Source organism: Bradyrhizobium sp. 6(2017) (assembly GCF_011058295.2).
In the GTDB taxonomy this organism is placed as follows: domain Bacteria; phylum Pseudomonadota; class Alphaproteobacteria; order Rhizobiales; family Xanthobacteraceae; genus Bradyrhizobium; species Bradyrhizobium septentrionale.
On sequence record NZ_CP049289.2, the window covers coordinates 4,699,644 to 4,716,097 of the forward strand.

The window sequence follows — 16,454 nt, forward strand, 5'->3', positions numbered from 1 at the left end:
TAACATCTGCGCGCGGCATCGCAGGACGCTGTTGCCGCACCGTGCTAGGATCGCCCCATCATGACCCACCGCATTCTCGTCTTCTACGGCTCCTATCGTTCGGATCGCATGGGCATCCGGCTGGCGCATTTCGTCGTCGAGGGCTTTCGCGCCCGCGGCGACGATGTCGAGTTGATCGATGCCAAGGAGGTCGGCCTGCCGATGCTCGACCGGATGTACAAGGAACATCCCAAGGGCCAGGCGCCGGCCGCGCTCGAAACGCTCGCCGGAAAGATCCGCGACGCCGACGGCTTCCTGTTCGTCACCGGCGAGTACAATTGGGGCATGCAGCCCGGGCTGAAGAACCTCACCGATCATTTCCTCGAGGAATGGTTCTGGCGGCCCGCGGCGATCGCGAGCTATTCCGCCGGACGATTCGCCGGGGCGCGCGCCGCGACCGCCTGGCACGGCACGCTGTCGGAGATGGGCATGGTGGTGGTGTCGAGCACGATCAGTGCGGGGCCGATCGCGCAGACCCTGTCGGCCGAGGGCCAGCCAATCGGCGAGGGCGGCAAATCGCTCGAGCGCGCCTTCCCACGCTTTGCCGACGATCTTGCCTGGTGGATGGAAGCCGCCAAGGCACAGCGGGCGCGCAAGGCGCCGCCGTATTGAACCAGTCCTCGGAGTTCAGGGATCATGAGCCTTTTCACATCGCCCTTCGATCCCGCGCGCGAGGCCGCCCTGGTCACCGGCGCAGGCAACGGCATCGGCCGCGCCATCGCGCAGGCTCTGGTCGGCGAAGGCGTGCGCACGGTGTTCGCCGACCTGCATGAGGACAGGGTTTTGGCCGCGATCAAGGCTTCCCCGCGTCCGGAACTGGCGGTGCCGTGGGTCGGCGATCTCGCGCAGCGTGTGGCGTGCGACGCCCTGCATGCGCATGCGCACGGCACGGTCGGGCAGGTGACGCATTTCGTCCACAGCGCTTCGCCGCCGCGGCGCGAGGCCGATCATGCCATGGCGGTCGACGATGATGCCTGGCGTCAGATGCACGCAGTCAATCTCGATGCCGGCTTTCACCTGTCGCGCGAACTGGCGCGCAGGCTGATCGCAGCGAAGACGCCGGGCTCGTTCCTGCTGCTCACCTCGCTGCATGCCGGCACGCCCCGCAATCTGCCGCATTACTCGACGGCGAAGGCCGGCATGGCGATGCTGGTGAAGGAGCTTGCCAAGAGCTGGGGCCGCTATGGCATCCGCGTCAACGCCCTGGTGCCCGGCGCGATCGCAGCCGGCGGCTTCGTTGCCGATCCGGCGCTCGCCAAGCACATCCCGCTCGGGCGGCTTGGCCAGGCCGACGATCTCGCGCCGATGGCGCTGGCCGTGCTGTCGCACAAGCTCTCCGGCTACGTTACCGGCGCATCGATCGTGGTCGACGGCGGTCTGTCGCTGACCAACTGGTTCGCGCCGCCGGAGCTCGATTGAGAGTCGAAGTTACTCCTTGGTCCTGATGTAGCCCGCAAGCCGCGTCTTTTGGTCTTGGCACCAAGTCGTCATGCTGCCGGCGCGGCGCTGATCGAGGTCGGTGGTCTGGGTTGCGATCGCAACTTCGGTCATCAGGTCGTCGGGCTGCTTCTCGCCCATCTTGCCACCGGTGTGCATATAGGCGATCGCCTTGCGCACCTGCTCGGTGGTGCCGTCGGGGAGGTGCATGTCCTGCGCCCGCTGCACGAGGTCCTGATAGACCAGATCGGTGCCGGGGCACTCGACCTTGGCGGCAAAGGCCTGCAGCACCATCGTGACATAGGCGGCGCGCGGATCGGCGTGGGCAGGGGTTGCTGCGACAATCAGGCCGCCGATCAGCAAAGCGTAACGCATGGAATTCCTCCGAAGGTTTTGGACGTTTTTTACTACGCTAGCGCCCAAGGGAACCGACTGCAACCCACAGGACACAGTCGCTATAGGAACCGATCAAACAGCCGTGTTCCAGATGGCGCTGCCACGATTTCAGCACGATTTCGGCAGCATCTGGCAAAAGTTAACGCAGGGGAGAATGATCGTGTCGAAGTTGGGGCTTGCTGCTGTGCTGGTGGGTTCGCTTGCACTTGGCGGCTGCATGCAGGCGACGCTGTCGCCCGTGACGGATGCCGCGATGACGCCGCGCGATCGGCAGTTGCTGGCGCATCCGCCCTATGCGGACGCCAAGATCCCGGATCAGTTCCAGCGCCACATTGTCGATTACACGCGCCGCGAGCAGCCGGGGTCGATCCTGGTCGATACCGACAAGCGCTACCTCTATTACGTGCTGCCCGGCGGCAAGGCGATCCGCTACGGCGTCGCCGTGGGCGAGGAGGCGATGGCGTTCTCAGGTGTCGCCACCGTCGGCCGCCTCGCCGAATGGCCGGATTGGGTTCCGACCAAGGATATCCAGGAGCGGCTCGGGCCGTATCCGGCGCGTGTCGCCGGCGGACCGGCCAACCCGCTCGGCGCCCGGGGCATCTACCTCTACCAGGGCAACAAGGACACGCTCTACCGCATCCACGGCACCAACCAGCCCGAATATATCGGGCAGGCGATCTCGTCGGGCTGCATCCGCATGAACAATCCCGACGTCATCGATCTCTACCAGCGGGTCAAGCCGGGCGCGACCGTGGTCGTGCTGCCGCCGGGACAGAGCGCGTAATTCGCATCATGCGATGTGCGGCGGCCGATCGCGTATCGCGATCGGCCGCATTTCTTTTCAATCGCCGGCTGGCCTTCAGCGCAGCGGCATCGGCGGCCGAACGACGGGGCCGCCATCATCGGCATCAACCACGCTGGACTGCTGCTGCGGTTGCACCGGCCGCGGTGCCGCGGCCTGCGGTGCGGCCGCAACCGGCGCCGGCAGCGGCGCTGCAGATGCCGGCGGAGGCGGCGGCGGGATGTAGGCTTGGGCCGGCCGGCGCACCGGCGGCGGAGCAACGGCCACATGGGGTGCCGCCGGCGGCGGCGTGATCGCGGCGCGCGGACGCGGCACGACCGGCCGTGGCTCGATGGCCCTGGTTTCGGTCGTCCTCGCGACACGCTGTGTCAACTGATCCTGGCCGGCCTTGAGCTGATCGATGCTGGTCTTGAGCTGCTCGATCTGCTGTCCCATCGACGCCAGATCGCGCGCCATCGACTGCAGCAACTGCGACTGGTCGGGGGCGGCTCCGGCTGGCGCTGCCGGGGCGGCGGGCACAACCGGCACCGCTGCGGCCGCCGGTGCTGCGGCAGGTGTGGGCGCGGCCGTGGCGATGTCCTGTGGCGCAGCGGCCGGAGCGGCCTCAGCCGACTGATCGGCGGCAGCCGCCTGCGCGGGTGGGCTCGCCTGGTCGGGAGCAGGAGTGGCTCTGCCTGGCAGCAGCGACGTCAGGGCCTCGACCTGGGGCGCGTACTCCGCCACCACCTGCTTGACGCGATGTCCGTAGTGTTGCCACGCCGCGGTGCCCATGGCGCCGGCGATCGCGAACACGAACCAGAAGGCGCGGACCGCCCATTTGTTGGTGGGGCGCGGCGCGCGCTCCAGTCTGATGTCGTCCAGTCTGCCGTCATGGCTTGCGGCGCTGTACTCCGGCGCGGCCGGTGCCGGCGTCATTGACACCGGCGTGACTGGTGGCATCGAGGCGACGGGCGCGATCGGCGGCGCCGAGGGCGCGAGGCTCGGGCCGAACCACGGCTCGCGCTGCTCCGGCGCTGCCTTGCCGGCTTGTGCCGGTGTGGCGGCATCGTCCTTACGTGCCGGTGTGAAGCTCGGCTCAATCGCGAAAATATCGTGCGGATCTGCGTCTTTCAGTGTGGATTGCATGGCGGTCCCCGTTTCAGTCCAAGGTCAACCGCAAATAGGCGGCCGGCAAATTAGCGCTCTGTATCGACCCCTGACCCTGTCCCCACGACTCCAGTCCGGTTTGACCAAAGCAAGGCGAGAGGGTGGAGAGGTTGGGGAGTTTCGGGAACCGAAGCTGGAGGCAAAGGGGGCACGAGCGTCCACGTACGCTCGCGAGGGGCGCCGTACTGCATTTCCGGACTGAATCTCCCTCGGTTGTGTGGCGTATCCACCACAGCCGAGGGGAAATCGGGTTACGTGCGGCACGTCTGACCGTGTCCGCCACCGTTCCGCCCCGTTTGGATTCGGCTGATAGGCAGCTGTTGGATTTTCGGCTTGGGCTGGGGCGCAAGTTGGGGGTGCAACATGTCACGCGACGATGCAGTCATCTCGTACGTCGGCGTCAAACGCAGCTCGCACTGTGCTGCGCCCTCGATGCTGTTTGCGCATGCCCGAAAGCCGCTCAGGCTGTTCGCCGTGGTGATCGGCGCCGCCTCGCTCGCGGCCTGCGCGCAGTCCTCCGTCGTCAGCCAGCGCTCACAGGCGCTCGCGAGCCGGCCAGCCTCGATCGAGCCGACGCGGGCTGCATCCTCTGCGCCGCGCACACGTGTCGCAGCGGCGCGCAGGCACACGCCTTACGCCTCGCGCAAGACCGGCGACACCAGGATCGCGTCGCACGGCGTCGCGAGCTTCTACAGCGAGGCGCAGCCAACCGCGAGCGGTGAAAAGTTCGATGGGCGCGAACTGACTGCCGCGCATCCCACGCTGCCGTTCGGCACCAGGCTGCGCGTCACCGACGTCAAGAGCGGCCGTTCCGTCACGGTGCGCGTCAACGATCGCGGACCCTACGTTCCCGGGCGCATCGTCGACGTCTCCTATTCCGCCGCCCAGTCGCTCGGCATGGTCGGCAAGGGCGTCGCCAATGTCAGGCTCGACGTCGTGCAGTGAACGGCGCGGCAGAAGCCAGGTTCGGGATTTTTGCCAGCTCGATCGGGAAAAAGTCCCGGCATTTCGCGCGCTTTAATCCTGTTGTCCGAACGAGCGCAGCAAATAGAATTGTTGCCGCTACTTCCCCGCGCTCTCCATTTCCAGGCGCGTGGATTTCTACCCAGTGAACCTTCCCCGCCTTGGCGTTGTCCCTCCAAGGCGGGATTTTTCTTTGAGCTCTGCTCGCTGCATGAGTTGATGGGCGGATCCGAGCCATCTCCGGAAAGTCCTTGGCATAAGACCTGGCACATGCCGGATATGCCGACCTTGATGGGAAGTTGGCGTAGGCGCGACCGCACGTTGCGTTCCGCCAAATCCTGCGCCATCGCTTTCACCAAATTGTCACGCTCCCGGCGAATTGCGGCCCAACGCCGCTGCCAACACACCACCGAGCAGAATGCGTCGGCGAGGGACAAGCGTTGGCCTACAAGATGATCGCAGAACGCGAGAACGAAACGGTCAGGATCGAGCGGGAGAGCACCTTCATCATCGTTGCCAAGGCCAAGGTCTGGGCGAGCGAAGGATGGCAGGTCGTGATCACCGACAAGGACGGAAAATCATACCCGCCCGAGGAATTCGACAAGCTGCTCGCAGCGTAAGGTTCAAGCGCGATGAGCTTGGGTTGAATCGCGCTTTGGCTCTTTGTTTTGAGCATGATCTCCGCGCAAACGCGCTGCGTTTGTCGCGAGGGAAAACCGCTTCGCACTTTTCCGGATCATGCTTTAGCGCTGCGCTGACACCAGCATCATCATCGGGCGTTCGAGTTCGTCGGCCAGTTCGGGCATGGCCTTGATCTGCTCCCGCGTCGGGGAAAATTCCTCGATATGCCGCAGCGTGAAGCCGGCGCCGATCAGCGCGTTGAGCGTGGTGCCGATCGTGCGGTGATATTTCAGCACGCCCAGCGCATACCAGTCGGTGCGGCGTTCGCCTTCGATGAAGTACCGGTTGACCGGCCAGGTCTTGCGGCCGTCTTGGTCCTGCCCCCAGCCCGGATGGGCGGGTGCCATGTAGACCGGGTGCTCGATGGTGAAGACCAGGTGCCCCTCCGGAACGAGCGTGCGATACAGCATGCGCGCCAGACGATCGAAATCCCTGATATAGTGGAAGGTGAGGGCGCTGTAGGCGAGATCGAAGGTGGCCTTTGGCAGCTCGAGCGTTTCGAGGTCGGCGATCTCGTAAGCGATGGCCGGATCCTGCGCCATCGCCGTGGCGCGGGCGATCATGTTCTGCGAGAGGTCGACAACCCAGCACGGCGGATGCGCCTTGCTCACGCATCCAGCGCGATGCCCAGCCGAAGCCGCAGCCGAGATCGACCACGCGCTTGCCGACGATATCGGGCAGCATGGCGCGGATCGCCGGCCATTCGGGCGCGCCGAGCAGTCCGCGGACCTGCCGTGGCAACTGGCTGTAGCCGGCAAAGAAGCCGGGATCGTCATAGATGTTCTGCGCCATGGTCGCGGCACTCGTGTCGGTCGGAGTGATCTCTCTGTAACCGCCGGCGCGGCGCGTGGGAACCGCCGAATCCGTCGAGTTCGGCGGTGATCCTGGAACCAGACAGCGCGTTCGGCGGTTTTAATGTGAGCGCGCGGGGCACGCGGTCACGCCTGTCCCCGCGGCATTCGGCAGCGGAGGAGCGCGTCATGATAGCCGAGACGCAAATCCACACTATCGCGTGGCAGATGTTGCAGACGTACGGCCCGCAAGCGATCGCCCAGGCGGCGCAAAATGCCGTCGACTGCGAGAGCAAGGGCGAGACCGAACAAGCCCGGGACTGGCGCCACGTCGAGGACGCCATGAAGATGATGCGCGGACCGCATCAGAGCTGACTGCCGGAAACGGCGATGGCTGATCGAATGATCCGGCGCTGCGCGCCGCACCATTCGTTTTGCGAACTCCGCAGCGCCGCTTGCCTTCGCCGGAAATTCCGGGAACTCTGTTCAGGCAAAGCCGCAGACAAATTTGATTTGGGGGATTCGCCATGACCTTCTCACTCTACGACGCGACTGTTGCCAACTATTTGCAGGTCCTCGGCGCCGCCACGGGCTTTCTCGACAAGAGCCTGGCGCATTTCAAGGAGGCAGGCATCGATCCGGCCGAGATCGTCGAGACCCGGTTGTTTCCGGATATGTTGCCGTTCCGCTTTCAGGTGGTCTCGCTCGCGCATCATTCCCGCGGCGCGATGCAGGCCGCGAAGAACGGCGTGTTCGCCCCGCCGTCCGGCAAGCCCGATCTGGATTACGCCGGCCTGCAGGCGTTGGTGAAGGACGCGCACAGCGAATTGTCTGACCTGACGCCGGATGCGGTCAACGCGCTGCTCGGGCGCGACATCACCTTCAAGGTCGGAGAGCGGTCGATGCTGTTCACGGTTGAAGGCTTCCTGATGTCGTTCTCGCTGCCGAACTTCTTCTTCCATTCAACCACCGCCTACGACATCCTGCGCCACAAGGGCGCGCCGCTCGGCAAGCGCGACTTCATCGGCCGATTGAATCTGAAGAAGTGACGGGGCCTCGCACCGGCCGGTCTTGAACGGGGAGATGTTCGCCGCGCGCTGCCGTTCGCTGGTATATACAATCTTAGATAGTGAATCAACGTCACGGTTTGTGGCGCGGTCCGAACGATGCTATAAATCTCAGGTAGTGCGATTGATGGTTTCAACTCAATTGCTGACTGCCGGTGAAGGCGGTTCGGCGGCGCTTCGTCGTGCGTGCTTGAACGCCGTTGGCCGGACATGTTCGGGGCCTCTCATGAAGACATTGCTTGTCGGAATCGTGCTGCCGCTGCTGGTCGCAATGGCAATCGTGGCGTCGCCGTTGCGGCCGGTTGCGCAGACCCAGTCCTCATATCAGCCGCAGGCGCAGTTCTGCGTCACCGGCAACACCGGCGCGCTGTGCTCGAAGCTGCCGGCCTATATCGGCCCGGATTCGCGGCTCGGACTGACCGTCGGTTACAACGGCCTCTATGGCGATCCGCCCCGGAGTGCATCCGGGGACGTGCAGACGCCGTTCGACAACATGGCCTGGCAGATGTTCGTCGCGCTTAACTGGGCGGCAAGCGGCGTGGAGTCGGCCGCACAGGGGCTGACGGCGCCGGGACCGCGGGTCTGGCAGGCCTATCCCAAGGTCAGCGCGCTGTTCGGCAATTCGAAGGTGAGGGCCGGCTGCCCCCAGGCGCTTGCCCTGCCGATCTTCTATATCGGCTCCTATGGCAACGGTAAGCCGGCGCCGAACAACGAGGAGTTCCTGCAGGCCTCGACCAATCTGCCGCTGATCGATGTCAACGGCAACTGGACGCTGTTCGAGCGGCGCGTCAATGCGATCGAGGCGTCGTATCTGCGCGCGCCGCAGGGACTGTCGGCGCAGACGCTGACGACGCGCGACGGGCAGCGCAATTTCATCAAGGCCAATCCGAAGGGCGCCGATTTCACCGCGTCGGCGTCGGTGCCCGACGGCAAGAACGGCTCGATCGAGATCAAGGCGGCCTGGCGCATCCTCGATCCGGCGAAGGATGACGCGTCGAAATACTACACCCAGAACATCCTGCTCGCCGTCTCCGGCGATCTCGTCCGCAACGGCAAGCCGTTCTGCCGCAGCGAGAAGGTGGGGTTGGTCGGCATGCATATCCTGCAGCGCAATCCGTTCGTCGAGCAGAACAAGGCGCTGCTGCCGCAATGGATCTGGGCGACCTTCGAGCATATCGACAACGCGCCGCTGGCGCAGGCGCCGTGCAACGTGTCGAACGGCTGCGGCAGCGCCACGTCGCCGACCTACTGGATCAACAAGCCGAGCTGCGGACCGGCGGCGACAGCGCCCGGTGCGCATTATTCCTTCTACAATCCGGCGCAGTCGGGGCTCGGCACCAATATCGCGCCACAGGGTCTGCTCGGCACCAAGACGCAATTCCCGTGGAATCCGACGCGGCCCTATGCGCACGGCGCGACCAGCCAGGCAACGGCGATACCGCAGGCGGTGCGCTGCTGGCAGATCTATCCGACGACGACGGTGTTGAACGAGCAATGGCGGATGGCGCTGGGCTCGCTGAAGAGCGTGTTCCAGAATTACATGCTGATCGGCACACAATGGGGCGGGCAGCTCGAACCGCCGACGCCGCCGAATCCCGTGCCGGCCAATGCGGTGCCGGGCATGCTCTCCAACACCACGCTCGAGACCTACATCCAGAACTACAATGGCAGCGATCCGAGCCTGCCGGGTCCTGGCTCCTGCGTCAGCTGTCACAACTTCGCGACGCTGGTCGACAACAAGACGTCGGCCAATTTCAGCTTCCTGCCGAGCCTGGTCGACCCGGTCGCCGGGCGCAGCATGATCAAGACCGCGCGCTGACCGGCGCGATCACGCAACGCCCCAAGCTGCCGGCGTTAGCCGATCCGGCGCCACCGCGGCACAGGATCGAGCGGCGTGCGGTACAGCTCGCGCCGGTCGATGTCGGTTACGCGCACGGCACAGCCGCGTGCCTTCAGCTCCGGCTTGACCTGCGACAGCTCGCAGGCGAGCTGGTCGGCGCGATCGGAGGCGAGGCTGATGTCTTCGAGGATGATGGTTCCTTGATTGCGGAACTCGTCCCCCACCACGAGATCGAAGGTGTAGTACGGCATTCCGAAGTCTCCGTTTCGGTTTGCATCACAGGGTAACACTGAGTCGTGCATTCCCTAAGATGCGTGGCGCACAATCGTCGGGCGATCCCGCAAAAACGGTGTGCAGCACATCCAGCACGATGAACGATCAAGCACGCGCCGCACGGCGAAGGAGTCCTGCGATCCAGCTCACCGCCATGCCGTTAAGATTTGATTAAAACTGTCGTCGCAAGCTTGGGCCCAAGTGGAATGCCAAGTGGAATTGCGGCGGAACCGGGCTCCGGGAACCGGCAGCTGCAGGAGAAGGCCGGTGGCGTTACGCCCGCCGGCCTTTTCTCGTCGCGATGCGGTTTTCGTCGCGAACGACTCGGAACTAGTCGCGCAGCGTGGCTTGCCTGGCGCGGCATTTCGGACCGGGCCCGCGCATGTAATACAGCTCGGGGCGATAGGGGTGGCAGATGCTCTCGATCAGCGCCAGGCAATCCGTAACAAGGCGGGCGAGGCGGCGGCGCAGGGGCTGCAAGGTGAGTTCCATCGATTTCATGACACGCCCTCAGTGCAGCCCGCCGAGCACGGCGGTGAAGGGCAGGTCGAAGATCTCGGTGCCGATGTCGTCGGTGACGTGGACCGCCCAGTTGCGCCAGTCTTCCGCGCTCGGTGTCATCATGTAGCTGCGGGCCAGCTGCTCGGCATACACGCGCACGTCCGTCAGATCCATCGCGGTGCCGATGCGATCCAGGATCACGTGCTTGTCGTCGGAGCAGTGAAAGAAAACTGCAGACATCTTCCAATTCCCATGCCGAAGCGATTCTCACGCACAAAAATAGCAGTGCGCGCGGGCACGGAGAATCCGGGTCATCCCCCATCGGTAAACTACGGGGATTCCTGACGATTTGAATCACGCGGCCGTGATCGGCGGTTAAGGTTAAAAGATCGGCTCGCCGACCGCCACCTCGCTGCGCGGGCCGAGCACGATCACCCTGCCATCTGCGTCCTTCGCCCCGAGAATCAGCAGTTCCGAGGTGAAACCCGCGATGTTCTTCGCACCGAGATTGCAGACGCACACCACCAGCGAGCCGAGCAGCGCCGCCGGCTCGTAGTTGGTGATCTGCGCGCTCGACCACATGATCCGATCAGTGCCGACGTCGACGCCGACCTTGTAAGAGGGATTGCGGGCGCGCGGAAACGGCTGCACCTCGACGACCTTGCCGATCCGGATATCGAGGCGGGCGAAGTCGTCGTAGCTGGCTTGCGGCTTGAGCGGGACCATCAGCGCTCCTGGAAGGCGAGGCGGACGCCGAGCGCGATATAGATCGTGCCGACCACGCGGCCCTGCCATTGCCCGATGCGGCGATGCCGCCTGATCCACGGGCTGATCTGGCCGGCGGCGAGCGCGAGCAGCGAGGTGTAGGCCGCGCTCATCGCGACGAAGATCAGGCCAAGCGTCGCGAACTGCGCCACCGCCGAGCCGTGGCCGGGGTGGACGAACTGCGGCAGGAAGGCGAGGAAGAACAGCGCGGTCTTCGGATTGAGCATTTCCGCCCAGATCGCCTGCCGGAACGCGCGCCGCGGATCGACCGGCTGCGGCGCCGGCAGATGCAGCTCGTCATTCTTCTCGAACAGAGCGCGGACGCCGAGCACGATCAGGTAGATCACGCCGGCATATTTGACGATCGAGAACGCCAGCGCCGAGGTCATCAGCACGGCCGACAGGCCGAACGTTGCCATCGCGGTGTGGACGAGGTCGCCGAGCGCGATGCCGAACCCGGTCGCGACGCCGACGCGTCGCCCGCCGGTCACCGAGCGCGCGAGCACCAGCAGCACGGCCGGCCCGGGGATCAGGAACAGGCCGAGCACGACGGCGGCGAAAGTGAGGAGGGTGGTGATATCGATCATCGGACGTGTCCCGGATGTCAGGCAGCGGAAATGGCGATCGTTGCGAAGCGTGGCTTCGGATCAAGCATCACGTCGGCGCTTTCGACAATGCGCATTTCCTCGGTTCCCCTCTGCGCCGTACGCTGCAGCACGCCGTGGATGCCTGACGCGGCATGGCTGAGCGCGTCCGGCGTCGCGAGGCCGCGCACGCGGGCGGCGACGAACAGCGCGGCGAACAGGTCGCCAGTGCCGGACGGGCTGATCGGCACCCGTGGGGTGCGCACGCGCCACGCGCCGGTACGCTCGATCGCCAGCGTCTCGATCTCGCCGTCGGGCGTGCCGGCAAGCTCGGCGCTGGTGATGACGATGGTCGCGGGTCCCCGCGCCATCAGCTCGCGGGCCTGCGCGACAATTTCATCGGTCGTGGTGACGCGCGCGCCGCAGAGGAATTCGAACTCGAAATGGTTGGGCGTGATGATGTCGGCGAGCGGGCAGAGCTGGTCGCGCACCAGCGGCGGAATATCCGGTCGGACGAACATGCCGCGGTCGCGATCGCCGAGCACGGGATCGCAGCAATAGAGCAGACCCGGGTTCGCGGCCTTGGCGCGGGTGACGAAATCGGCGACGTCGACGGCGATGTCGGCCGAGCCGAGATAGCCCGACAGGATCATCCGCGCGCGCTCGACCGCGCCGCGCTCCTCGATGCCGCGCAAGAGGTCGGCGACCAGCTGCACGTCGAGCACCCGGCCGCGGATGGTCGGATAGCCCGGCCGGTTGCTGAGCAGCGTGGTCGGCACGGCGACGACATCGATGCCATGCAGCTGGATCGGAAAGGTGGCAGCGCTGTTGCCGACGTGGCCCCACGCGACCTGCGACTGGATCGAGATGACGGTCATGTCGTCCGCATCACCCGAACAGCGCGGCATAGATCACGTAGAGCCAGCCCAGGATGCCGTGGATGATCGCCCACAGGATCGAATGGTTCTTGGTGTAGGAGATCGCAATCGCCAGCGCCGAGCCGAATCCCACGCCATATTTCGCACCCTCGACGCGGACGCCATAATATCGATTGCCGTTCATAGTGGTCCTTCCAGCGGGAGGGCGTGAGACTGGTGACAGCGTAACCCGCCGATATCAGCGAGTTCAACGGCGGATCGCGCCTTTGCGCGGGGATGACGGGGTAGGTTCGGATTCGAATGTCAAACAGCTCGTTCGGTGTCATCACCCGCGGATGCGGGTGATCCAGTATTCCAGAGGCTCTGGTGCTTGAGCCGAGAGGCCGCGGCGTACTGGATCGCCCGGACGAGCCGGGCGATGACAGATGTGGATGAGAAAGCAGCTTCGTGTTCGTCGCGCGACTTTCTCCGCACACTCCACCGTCGTCCCGGCGAAGGCCGGGACCGATAACCACAGGGTTGTGTTGTTGGAAACAGGCTGTTGCCCCAGCGTCACGCAACAATCGGCATTTGTGGTTATGGGTCCCGGCCTTCGCCGGGACGACACTGAATTTGTTGCGCCACTTGTGAGCCACACATCTGCATTCTCGCGACATGATTTGTCCGAGCCTTGCATTTTGTTCCGCCCTCTCTCTCGCAGAGGGCGCAGGGAAAGCCGGGTGCCGATCGCACCCATGGGTCCAACAAAAAAGCACGGGAGGTAGGACCACAGGTGTAACCGGGAACATCCCGGCTTTCCCTGCGCGATGGTTGTACGGCTTACTTCGTGCTCTCCCCGGCGAGACTGGGCTTGTTTGTCACCGCCTTCGCGAGGATGCTTCGCATCTCGCGGGGGACACCGGCCGCTAGGGCGTCAGGACCACACGACTTCACCGTCCGCGTCACACGCATTCGTCGACTGCGCGCTCGGCGTCCACCGCATCTCACCGCAACACCCGTGACGATCGCGAAGCGCCCCTCGATCGGGTGAGACGGGGCAATTGAACATCTGAGTTGGGTGAAACGCCAAGCGGAATATTTTCTTATGCCGATATTTACAGGTTTTGCCGAGTTGCCCGTCGGGTTGATTTGTCGCAGGCGGCGCAACCGGATTTGATTTTCGGCCCTGTGCGGGGGATCTCGCCGGTCACGGTCCGATCAACCGATTGTGTCGGATTGCAGTGGAAGAGGATGCACGGTTCGACCGTCCTGTATCCAAACGCTTGCCCCATGGCGTCGGAACCAGCCGGCGGTCGATCATGGTGTGAGCGCGAACCGATCGGCAGGCGGGCAAGCAATGCCCCGGCGTGCCTGATACAAAAGGAGTAACTCATGATCAGGATCAAACACATCGCGGCGGGATTGGCCGCTCTCGCCATGCTGACGACATCGGCAATCGCGCACGAAGCCCCGACGGCCGGGCCATACGCGTTCGCGAAGGGTCATGCCGGCGCCGCTGCCGCCAGCCACTGGAGCGGCGGACCTCCGCACATGGCGGCTCCGCGCTTCGGCGAGTCCGACGCGCAGCCCCGCGACCTGCCCGGCGGCGTCTGCGATGTCGGCGACAACGCGATGATCTGCTGAGCCTGATGGTGCATGGCGGTGATATCAGACGAAACTTGCGCTAGCCTTGCTGGGTCGTCTCTCTCCAGCCGCGAGCGCCGCCGCCATGCACATCCTCCGACCCCAGTTTCGCATCGAGGACGACCGCGCGCTGGCCTTTGCGGCGGCGCGCGGCTTCGGCGCCATCGTCGCCGCCGATGCGCGCGGCCCGCGGGCCTCCCACGTACCGTTCGTGATCGAGCGGCGCGACGATCGCGTGATCGTGCAGATCCATCTCACCGCGAAGAACCCGCTGGTCGAGCTTGCCGACGGTGTCAGGCGCTCCTGCTGATCGTCTCCGGTGACGACGCCTATATTTCGAACGACTGGTATGTCTCGCGCGACAACGTCTCGACCTGGCTCTATCAAGTGGTGCATTTGTCCGGCGTCGCGCAACTGCGCGGGCTCGACGAGAACCGCGGCCATGGCGATGCGCTGCTCGCGGCCTCCGAGGCGCGGCTGCCGAAGCAGCCCTGGGACCTCGCGCAGATGGAGCCCACCAAGCGCGAACAGATGCTGTCGGCGATCCGGGTGATCGATCTCGTCGTCGACGAGATCGAGGGCCAGTCGAAGCTCAATCAGCACAAGAGCGATGCGGACTATGTCGCGCTGGTCAATCGCCTCGCGGATGCGGAGGAGACGGCAAGCCGCCGGCTGGCCGCGAAGATGCGCGCGCTGCGGCCGGAGCTTGAATATGGGAAGGAACTTGTCCGGTGGGTCGCGGGCAAGGCTGATGGGTCAAGTGAGGCGCCCGCCGAGCACGGGACGAGAATATCAAACGACGAGAGGCCAAAGCTCAACCTTCGATCCGGTGATTATCCGGTTCGAAACAGAGACGATGCTGGTTTGCCACCTGCGAAGCCTATCCGGACTCAAGAGCAGCTTGAACCGTTGGCGCGACAGGTTGCTTTAAATGACGAACTCATGGAGCGATTTCGCAAGGTGGTCGGCTCGAACGACCAAGAGCGCAGCTTGACAGTAATAGACGACATATGGACCTTCTCGAAGAGCATCGATCCAACTGTCTCGCATTCTGAGGCGACCCGCATGACCCTCGTGCTGTTGAAAATTGTCGAGCAGGAGCGCGCGTCCAAGTGAGCTACAGCGCGTAGGGCGGGTTAGTGAAGCGTACCCGCCGCATTGATGTCGTGCAGAGATGGCGGATTACGCTTGCGCTAAACCACCCTACAAATCGATCAGCACCGAAGTCACGCAAACGTATTGTTAAGAATCGCGTCGAGCTGATTTGCGCGATTCCGATTCGTTCTTTGCGAACAAAACGGAGTCGGATGAGGTACGGAACGCGGCGCGCGATCCCATGTAGCCCGCATGAGCTTCGCGATATACGGGGAGCCGCCACGGAGGGGTCCCGGATGTTGCTTCGCTCATCCGGACCACGCAGTCCGATCCAGCCTTTCGCATTGTGAAGACGGGTGCATACTTCTTATTAAGATTCGTTTCGCGCTGATTTTTCGATTCCGATTCGTTCCTCGCGAACAAATTGGAGTCGGATGGAGAACGCGCTTGTGGTGCTATTCGTCGCTCTGCCCGTGAGGCAACTGAACGCAATGCGCGTGGAGTACCGCATGATATTCCGCGCCGAGCGCAATAATCCCACCATGACACAACATCACTTGCCCGGGCGCGACCCGTGAATACATCTTTTTAACGCTTGAACTGCGCTGATTTTTTCGATTCCGATTCGTTCCCCGCGAACAAATTGGAGTCAGATGCAGAACGCGGCTGTGGCGCGCGATGCGTTTCTCTGCTCCACTTGGCGCGCAGGAGAGTGCGGATTGATGGCCAGGAAGACAGCCAAGAAGGCAACCAGGAAAGCGAGAAAGCCCGCGTCGCGGCGCACGGTGCTGGCGATCGACATTGGCGGCACGCATGTCAAGGTGATGACCGACAGGGAGCGCATCAGGCGCGAGTTCGAGTCGGGTCCAAATCTGTCCGCGACCGAGATGGTGCGACAGGTCAAAGCGCTGACCAAGGACTGGTCCTATGATGTGATCTCGGTCGGCTATCCCGGGCCGGTGGTTCACAACCGTCCGCTCGCCGAGCCGCACAATCTCGGCCGTGGCTGGGCCGGCTTCGATTTTCACGCAGCGTTCGGACGTCCGACCAGGGTCGTGAACGACGCGCTGATGCAGGCGATCGGCAGCTACCAGGGCGGGCGGATGCTGTTTCTCGGTCTGGGCACCGGGCTCGGCTCCGCGATGATCGTCGAAGGCGTGTTCGAGCCGATGGAGCTGGGTCATCTGCCGTACCGCAAGGGCGAGACGTTCGAGGACTATGTCGGCGCCGCAGGCCTCGAGCGTCGTGGCCGGAAGAAATGGCGCAAGAGCGTCGACGACGTCATCGCGCGCCTGTCGGCGGCGCTGGAGCCCGACTACATCGTGCTCGGCGGCGGCAATGCCGACAAGGTCGACAACCCGCCGCCCAAGGTGAGGTTCGGCGACAATGCCAACGCATTCGAGGGCGGCTTCCGGATGTGGAAGAAGGGCACGGGCAAGGCGAGCAGCGCGCCGCGTTGACGCTGGAAGCGCCACCAAATTGCCGCAACTGCCGAAGTTTCACGCTGCTCCGTCATCCCTGTTCCCGGAACTGATCGGGTGCGCCGCTCGTTTTATGCGGCATAACATCCATG

19 protein-coding genes and 2 pseudogenes are annotated in these 16,454 nt (G+C 64.3%); 11 read left to right on the plus strand and 10 right to left on the minus strand.

What is annotated here, in order from left to right:
• The first annotated feature begins 60 nt into the window (after positions 1–60).
• Entirely contained in the window at positions 61–651 is a 591-nt protein-coding gene (locus G6P99_RS21880; protein ID WP_029082216.1) for an NADPH-dependent FMN reductase, read from the plus strand.
• 24 nt (positions 652–675) lie between these two features.
• Positions 676–1,458 carry an SDR family NAD(P)-dependent oxidoreductase gene (locus tag G6P99_RS21885; protein ID WP_029082215.1) on the plus strand — a complete coding sequence of 261 codons (783 nt, stop codon included), beginning with the start codon at positions 676–678 and terminating at the stop codon, positions 1,456–1,458.
• Between the two features lie 9 nt (positions 1,459–1,467).
• Here G6P99_RS21885 and G6P99_RS21890 read toward each other — a convergent pair whose 3' ends face one another.
• The gene (locus G6P99_RS21890; protein WP_029082214.1) at positions 1,468–1,851 is read right to left on the minus strand and encodes a hypothetical protein; all 384 of its coding nucleotides are present in this window, start codon (positions 1,849–1,851) and stop codon (positions 1,468–1,470) included.
• Between the two features lie 175 nt (positions 1,852–2,026).
• Between G6P99_RS21890 and G6P99_RS21895 the strand changes: the two genes are divergently transcribed.
• The gene (locus tag G6P99_RS21895) at positions 2,027–2,656 is read left to right on the plus strand and encodes a L,D-transpeptidase (protein ID WP_224741651.1); all 630 of its coding nucleotides are present in this window, start codon (positions 2,027–2,029) and stop codon (positions 2,654–2,656) included.
• 75 nt (positions 2,657–2,731) lie between these two features.
• Here G6P99_RS21895 and G6P99_RS21900 read toward each other — a convergent pair whose 3' ends face one another.
• A complete protein-coding gene (locus G6P99_RS21900) occupies positions 2,732–3,799 on the minus strand; it encodes a hypothetical protein (protein ID WP_051346446.1) in 1,068 nt (355 codons plus the stop codon).
• 384 nt (positions 3,800–4,183) lie between these two features.
• Between G6P99_RS21900 and G6P99_RS21905 the strand changes: the two genes are divergently transcribed.
• Positions 4,184–4,765 carry a septal ring lytic transglycosylase RlpA family protein gene (locus tag G6P99_RS21905; protein WP_084518527.1) on the plus strand — a complete coding sequence of 194 codons (582 nt, stop codon included), beginning with the start codon at positions 4,184–4,186 and terminating at the stop codon, positions 4,763–4,765.
• Between the two features lie 458 nt (positions 4,766–5,223).
• A complete protein-coding gene (locus G6P99_RS21910) occupies positions 5,224–5,403 on the plus strand; it encodes a hypothetical protein (RefSeq protein WP_029082211.1) in 180 nt (59 codons plus the stop codon).
• Positions 5,404–5,526: 123 nt separating this feature from the next.
• Here the strand turns inward: G6P99_RS21910 and G6P99_RS21915 are convergent.
• Positions 5,527–6,256, minus strand: a pseudogene (locus G6P99_RS21915) (class I SAM-dependent methyltransferase).
• Positions 6,257–6,444: 188 nt separating this feature from the next.
• Between G6P99_RS21915 and G6P99_RS21920 the strand changes: the two are divergent.
• The 3 genes from G6P99_RS21920 (at position 6,445) to G6P99_RS21930 (ending at position 9,141) form a co-directional block, all read left to right on the plus strand.
• A complete protein-coding gene (locus G6P99_RS21920; protein WP_156928692.1) occupies positions 6,445–6,630 on the plus strand; it encodes a hypothetical protein in 186 nt (61 codons plus the stop codon).
• Positions 6,631–6,782: 152 nt separating this feature from the next.
• Entirely contained in the window at positions 6,783–7,304 is a 522-nt protein-coding gene (locus G6P99_RS21925) for a DUF1993 domain-containing protein (RefSeq protein WP_029082209.1), read from the plus strand.
• A 244-nt stretch (positions 7,305–7,548) separates the two neighbouring features.
• Positions 7,549–9,141, plus strand: coding sequence for a hypothetical protein (locus G6P99_RS21930; protein WP_165123414.1), 1,593 nt, complete (start codon positions 7,549–7,551; stop codon positions 9,139–9,141).
• A gap of 35 nt (positions 9,142–9,176) precedes the next feature.
• On the opposite strand, the gene G6P99_RS21935 is transcribed toward G6P99_RS21930, so the two are convergent.
• The 7 genes from G6P99_RS21935 to G6P99_RS21965 all read right to left on the minus strand — a co-directional run bounded on the left by G6P99_RS21935 (position 9,177) and on the right by G6P99_RS21965 (position 12,347).
• Entirely contained in the window at positions 9,177–9,413 is a 237-nt protein-coding gene (locus G6P99_RS21935) for a hypothetical protein (RefSeq protein ID WP_029082208.1), read from the minus strand.
• Positions 9,414–9,765: 352 nt separating this feature from the next.
• Complete coding sequence (locus tag G6P99_RS21940) at positions 9,766–9,936, minus strand: hypothetical protein (RefSeq protein ID WP_165123415.1); 171 nt, start codon at positions 9,934–9,936, stop codon at positions 9,766–9,768.
• 9 nt (positions 9,937–9,945) lie between these two features.
• On the minus strand, positions 9,946–10,176 hold the full coding sequence (locus G6P99_RS21945) for a DUF6894 family protein (RefSeq protein ID WP_029082207.1): 231 nt from the start codon (positions 10,174–10,176) through the stop codon (positions 9,946–9,948).
• A 141-nt stretch (positions 10,177–10,317) separates the two neighbouring features.
• The gene (locus G6P99_RS21950; RefSeq protein WP_029082206.1) at positions 10,318–10,662 is read right to left on the minus strand and encodes a tRNA-binding protein; all 345 of its coding nucleotides are present in this window, start codon (positions 10,660–10,662) and stop codon (positions 10,318–10,320) included.
• Positions 10,662–11,288, minus strand: coding sequence for a LysE family translocator (locus G6P99_RS21955; RefSeq protein ID WP_029082205.1), 627 nt, complete (start codon positions 11,286–11,288; stop codon positions 10,662–10,664). Before G6P99_RS21955 ends, G6P99_RS21950 begins: the two co-directional genes overlap by 1 nt.
• Positions 11,289–11,305: 17 nt before the next feature.
• On the minus strand, positions 11,306–12,163 hold the full coding sequence (gene pdxY / locus G6P99_RS21960) for a pyridoxal kinase PdxY (protein ID WP_165123416.1): 858 nt from the start codon (positions 12,161–12,163) through the stop codon (positions 11,306–11,308).
• A 10-nt stretch (positions 12,164–12,173) separates the two neighbouring features.
• Entirely contained in the window at positions 12,174–12,347 is a 174-nt protein-coding gene (locus tag G6P99_RS21965; RefSeq protein ID WP_016840760.1) for a hypothetical protein, read from the minus strand.
• A 1,187-nt stretch (positions 12,348–13,534) separates the two neighbouring features.
• On the opposite strand from G6P99_RS21965, the gene G6P99_RS21970 reads away from it, so the two are divergent.
• From G6P99_RS21970 to G6P99_RS21980, 3 genes and pseudogenes are all read left to right on the plus strand, one after another.
• Positions 13,535–13,786, plus strand: coding sequence for a hypothetical protein (locus tag G6P99_RS21970; RefSeq protein WP_029082203.1), 252 nt, complete (start codon positions 13,535–13,537; stop codon positions 13,784–13,786).
• A gap of 85 nt (positions 13,787–13,871) precedes the next feature.
• Positions 13,872–14,902: pseudogene (locus tag G6P99_RS21975) on the plus strand (FMN-binding negative transcriptional regulator).
• A 701-nt stretch (positions 14,903–15,603) separates the two neighbouring features.
• Positions 15,604–16,341, plus strand: a complete 738-nt coding sequence (locus G6P99_RS21980) for an ROK family protein (protein ID WP_035977228.1) — start codon at positions 15,604–15,606, stop codon at positions 16,339–16,341.
• Positions 16,342–16,454 lie beyond the last annotated feature (113 nt).

Excerpts from the sequence above, each read along its gene's own strand:
- G6P99_RS21980 (WP_035977228.1), top strand. The coding sequence starts at position 15,604 with ATGGCCAGGAAGACAGCCAAGAAGGCAACCAGGAAAGCGAGAAAGCCC.
- G6P99_RS21940 (WP_165123415.1), bottom strand. The coding sequence starts at position 9,936 with ATGAAATCGATGGAACTCACCTTGCAGCCCCTGCGCCGCCGCCTCGCC.
- G6P99_RS21930 (WP_165123414.1), top strand. The coding sequence starts at position 7,549 with ATGAAGACATTGCTTGTCGGAATCGTGCTGCCGCTGCTGGTCGCAATG.
- G6P99_RS21885 (WP_029082215.1), top strand. The coding sequence starts at position 676 with ATGAGCCTTTTCACATCGCCCTTCGATCCCGCGCGCGAGGCCGCCCTG.
- G6P99_RS21890 (WP_029082214.1), bottom strand. The coding sequence starts at position 1,851 with ATGCGTTACGCTTTGCTGATCGGCGGCCTGATTGTCGCAGCAACCCCT.
- G6P99_RS21965 (WP_016840760.1), bottom strand. The coding sequence starts at position 12,347 with ATGAACGGCAATCGATATTATGGCGTCCGCGTCGAGGGTGCGAAATAT.
- G6P99_RS21950 (WP_029082206.1), bottom strand. The coding sequence starts at position 10,662 with ATGGTCCCGCTCAAGCCGCAAGCCAGCTACGACGACTTCGCCCGCCTC.
- pdxY (WP_165123416.1), bottom strand. The coding sequence starts at position 12,163 with ATGACCGTCATCTCGATCCAGTCGCAGGTCGCGTGGGGCCACGTCGGC.
- G6P99_RS21905 (WP_084518527.1), top strand. The coding sequence starts at position 4,184 with ATGTCACGCGACGATGCAGTCATCTCGTACGTCGGCGTCAAACGCAGC.
- G6P99_RS21935 (WP_029082208.1), bottom strand. The coding sequence starts at position 9,413 with ATGCCGTACTACACCTTCGATCTCGTGGTGGGGGACGAGTTCCGCAAT.
- G6P99_RS21970 (WP_029082203.1), top strand. The coding sequence starts at position 13,535 with ATGATCAGGATCAAACACATCGCGGCGGGATTGGCCGCTCTCGCCATG.
- G6P99_RS21895 (WP_224741651.1), top strand. The coding sequence starts at position 2,027 with ATGATCGTGTCGAAGTTGGGGCTTGCTGCTGTGCTGGTGGGTTCGCTT.
- G6P99_RS21925 (WP_029082209.1), top strand. The coding sequence starts at position 6,783 with ATGACCTTCTCACTCTACGACGCGACTGTTGCCAACTATTTGCAGGTC.
- G6P99_RS21945 (WP_029082207.1), bottom strand. The coding sequence starts at position 10,176 with ATGTCTGCAGTTTTCTTTCACTGCTCCGACGACAAGCACGTGATCCTG.
- G6P99_RS21880 (WP_029082216.1), top strand. The coding sequence starts at position 61 with ATGACCCACCGCATTCTCGTCTTCTACGGCTCCTATCGTTCGGATCGC.
- G6P99_RS21955 (WP_029082205.1), bottom strand. The coding sequence starts at position 11,288 with ATGATCGATATCACCACCCTCCTCACTTTCGCCGCCGTCGTGCTCGGC.
- G6P99_RS21920 (WP_156928692.1), top strand. The coding sequence starts at position 6,445 with ATGATAGCCGAGACGCAAATCCACACTATCGCGTGGCAGATGTTGCAG.
- G6P99_RS21900 (WP_051346446.1), bottom strand. The coding sequence starts at position 3,799 with ATGCAATCCACACTGAAAGACGCAGATCCGCACGATATTTTCGCGATT.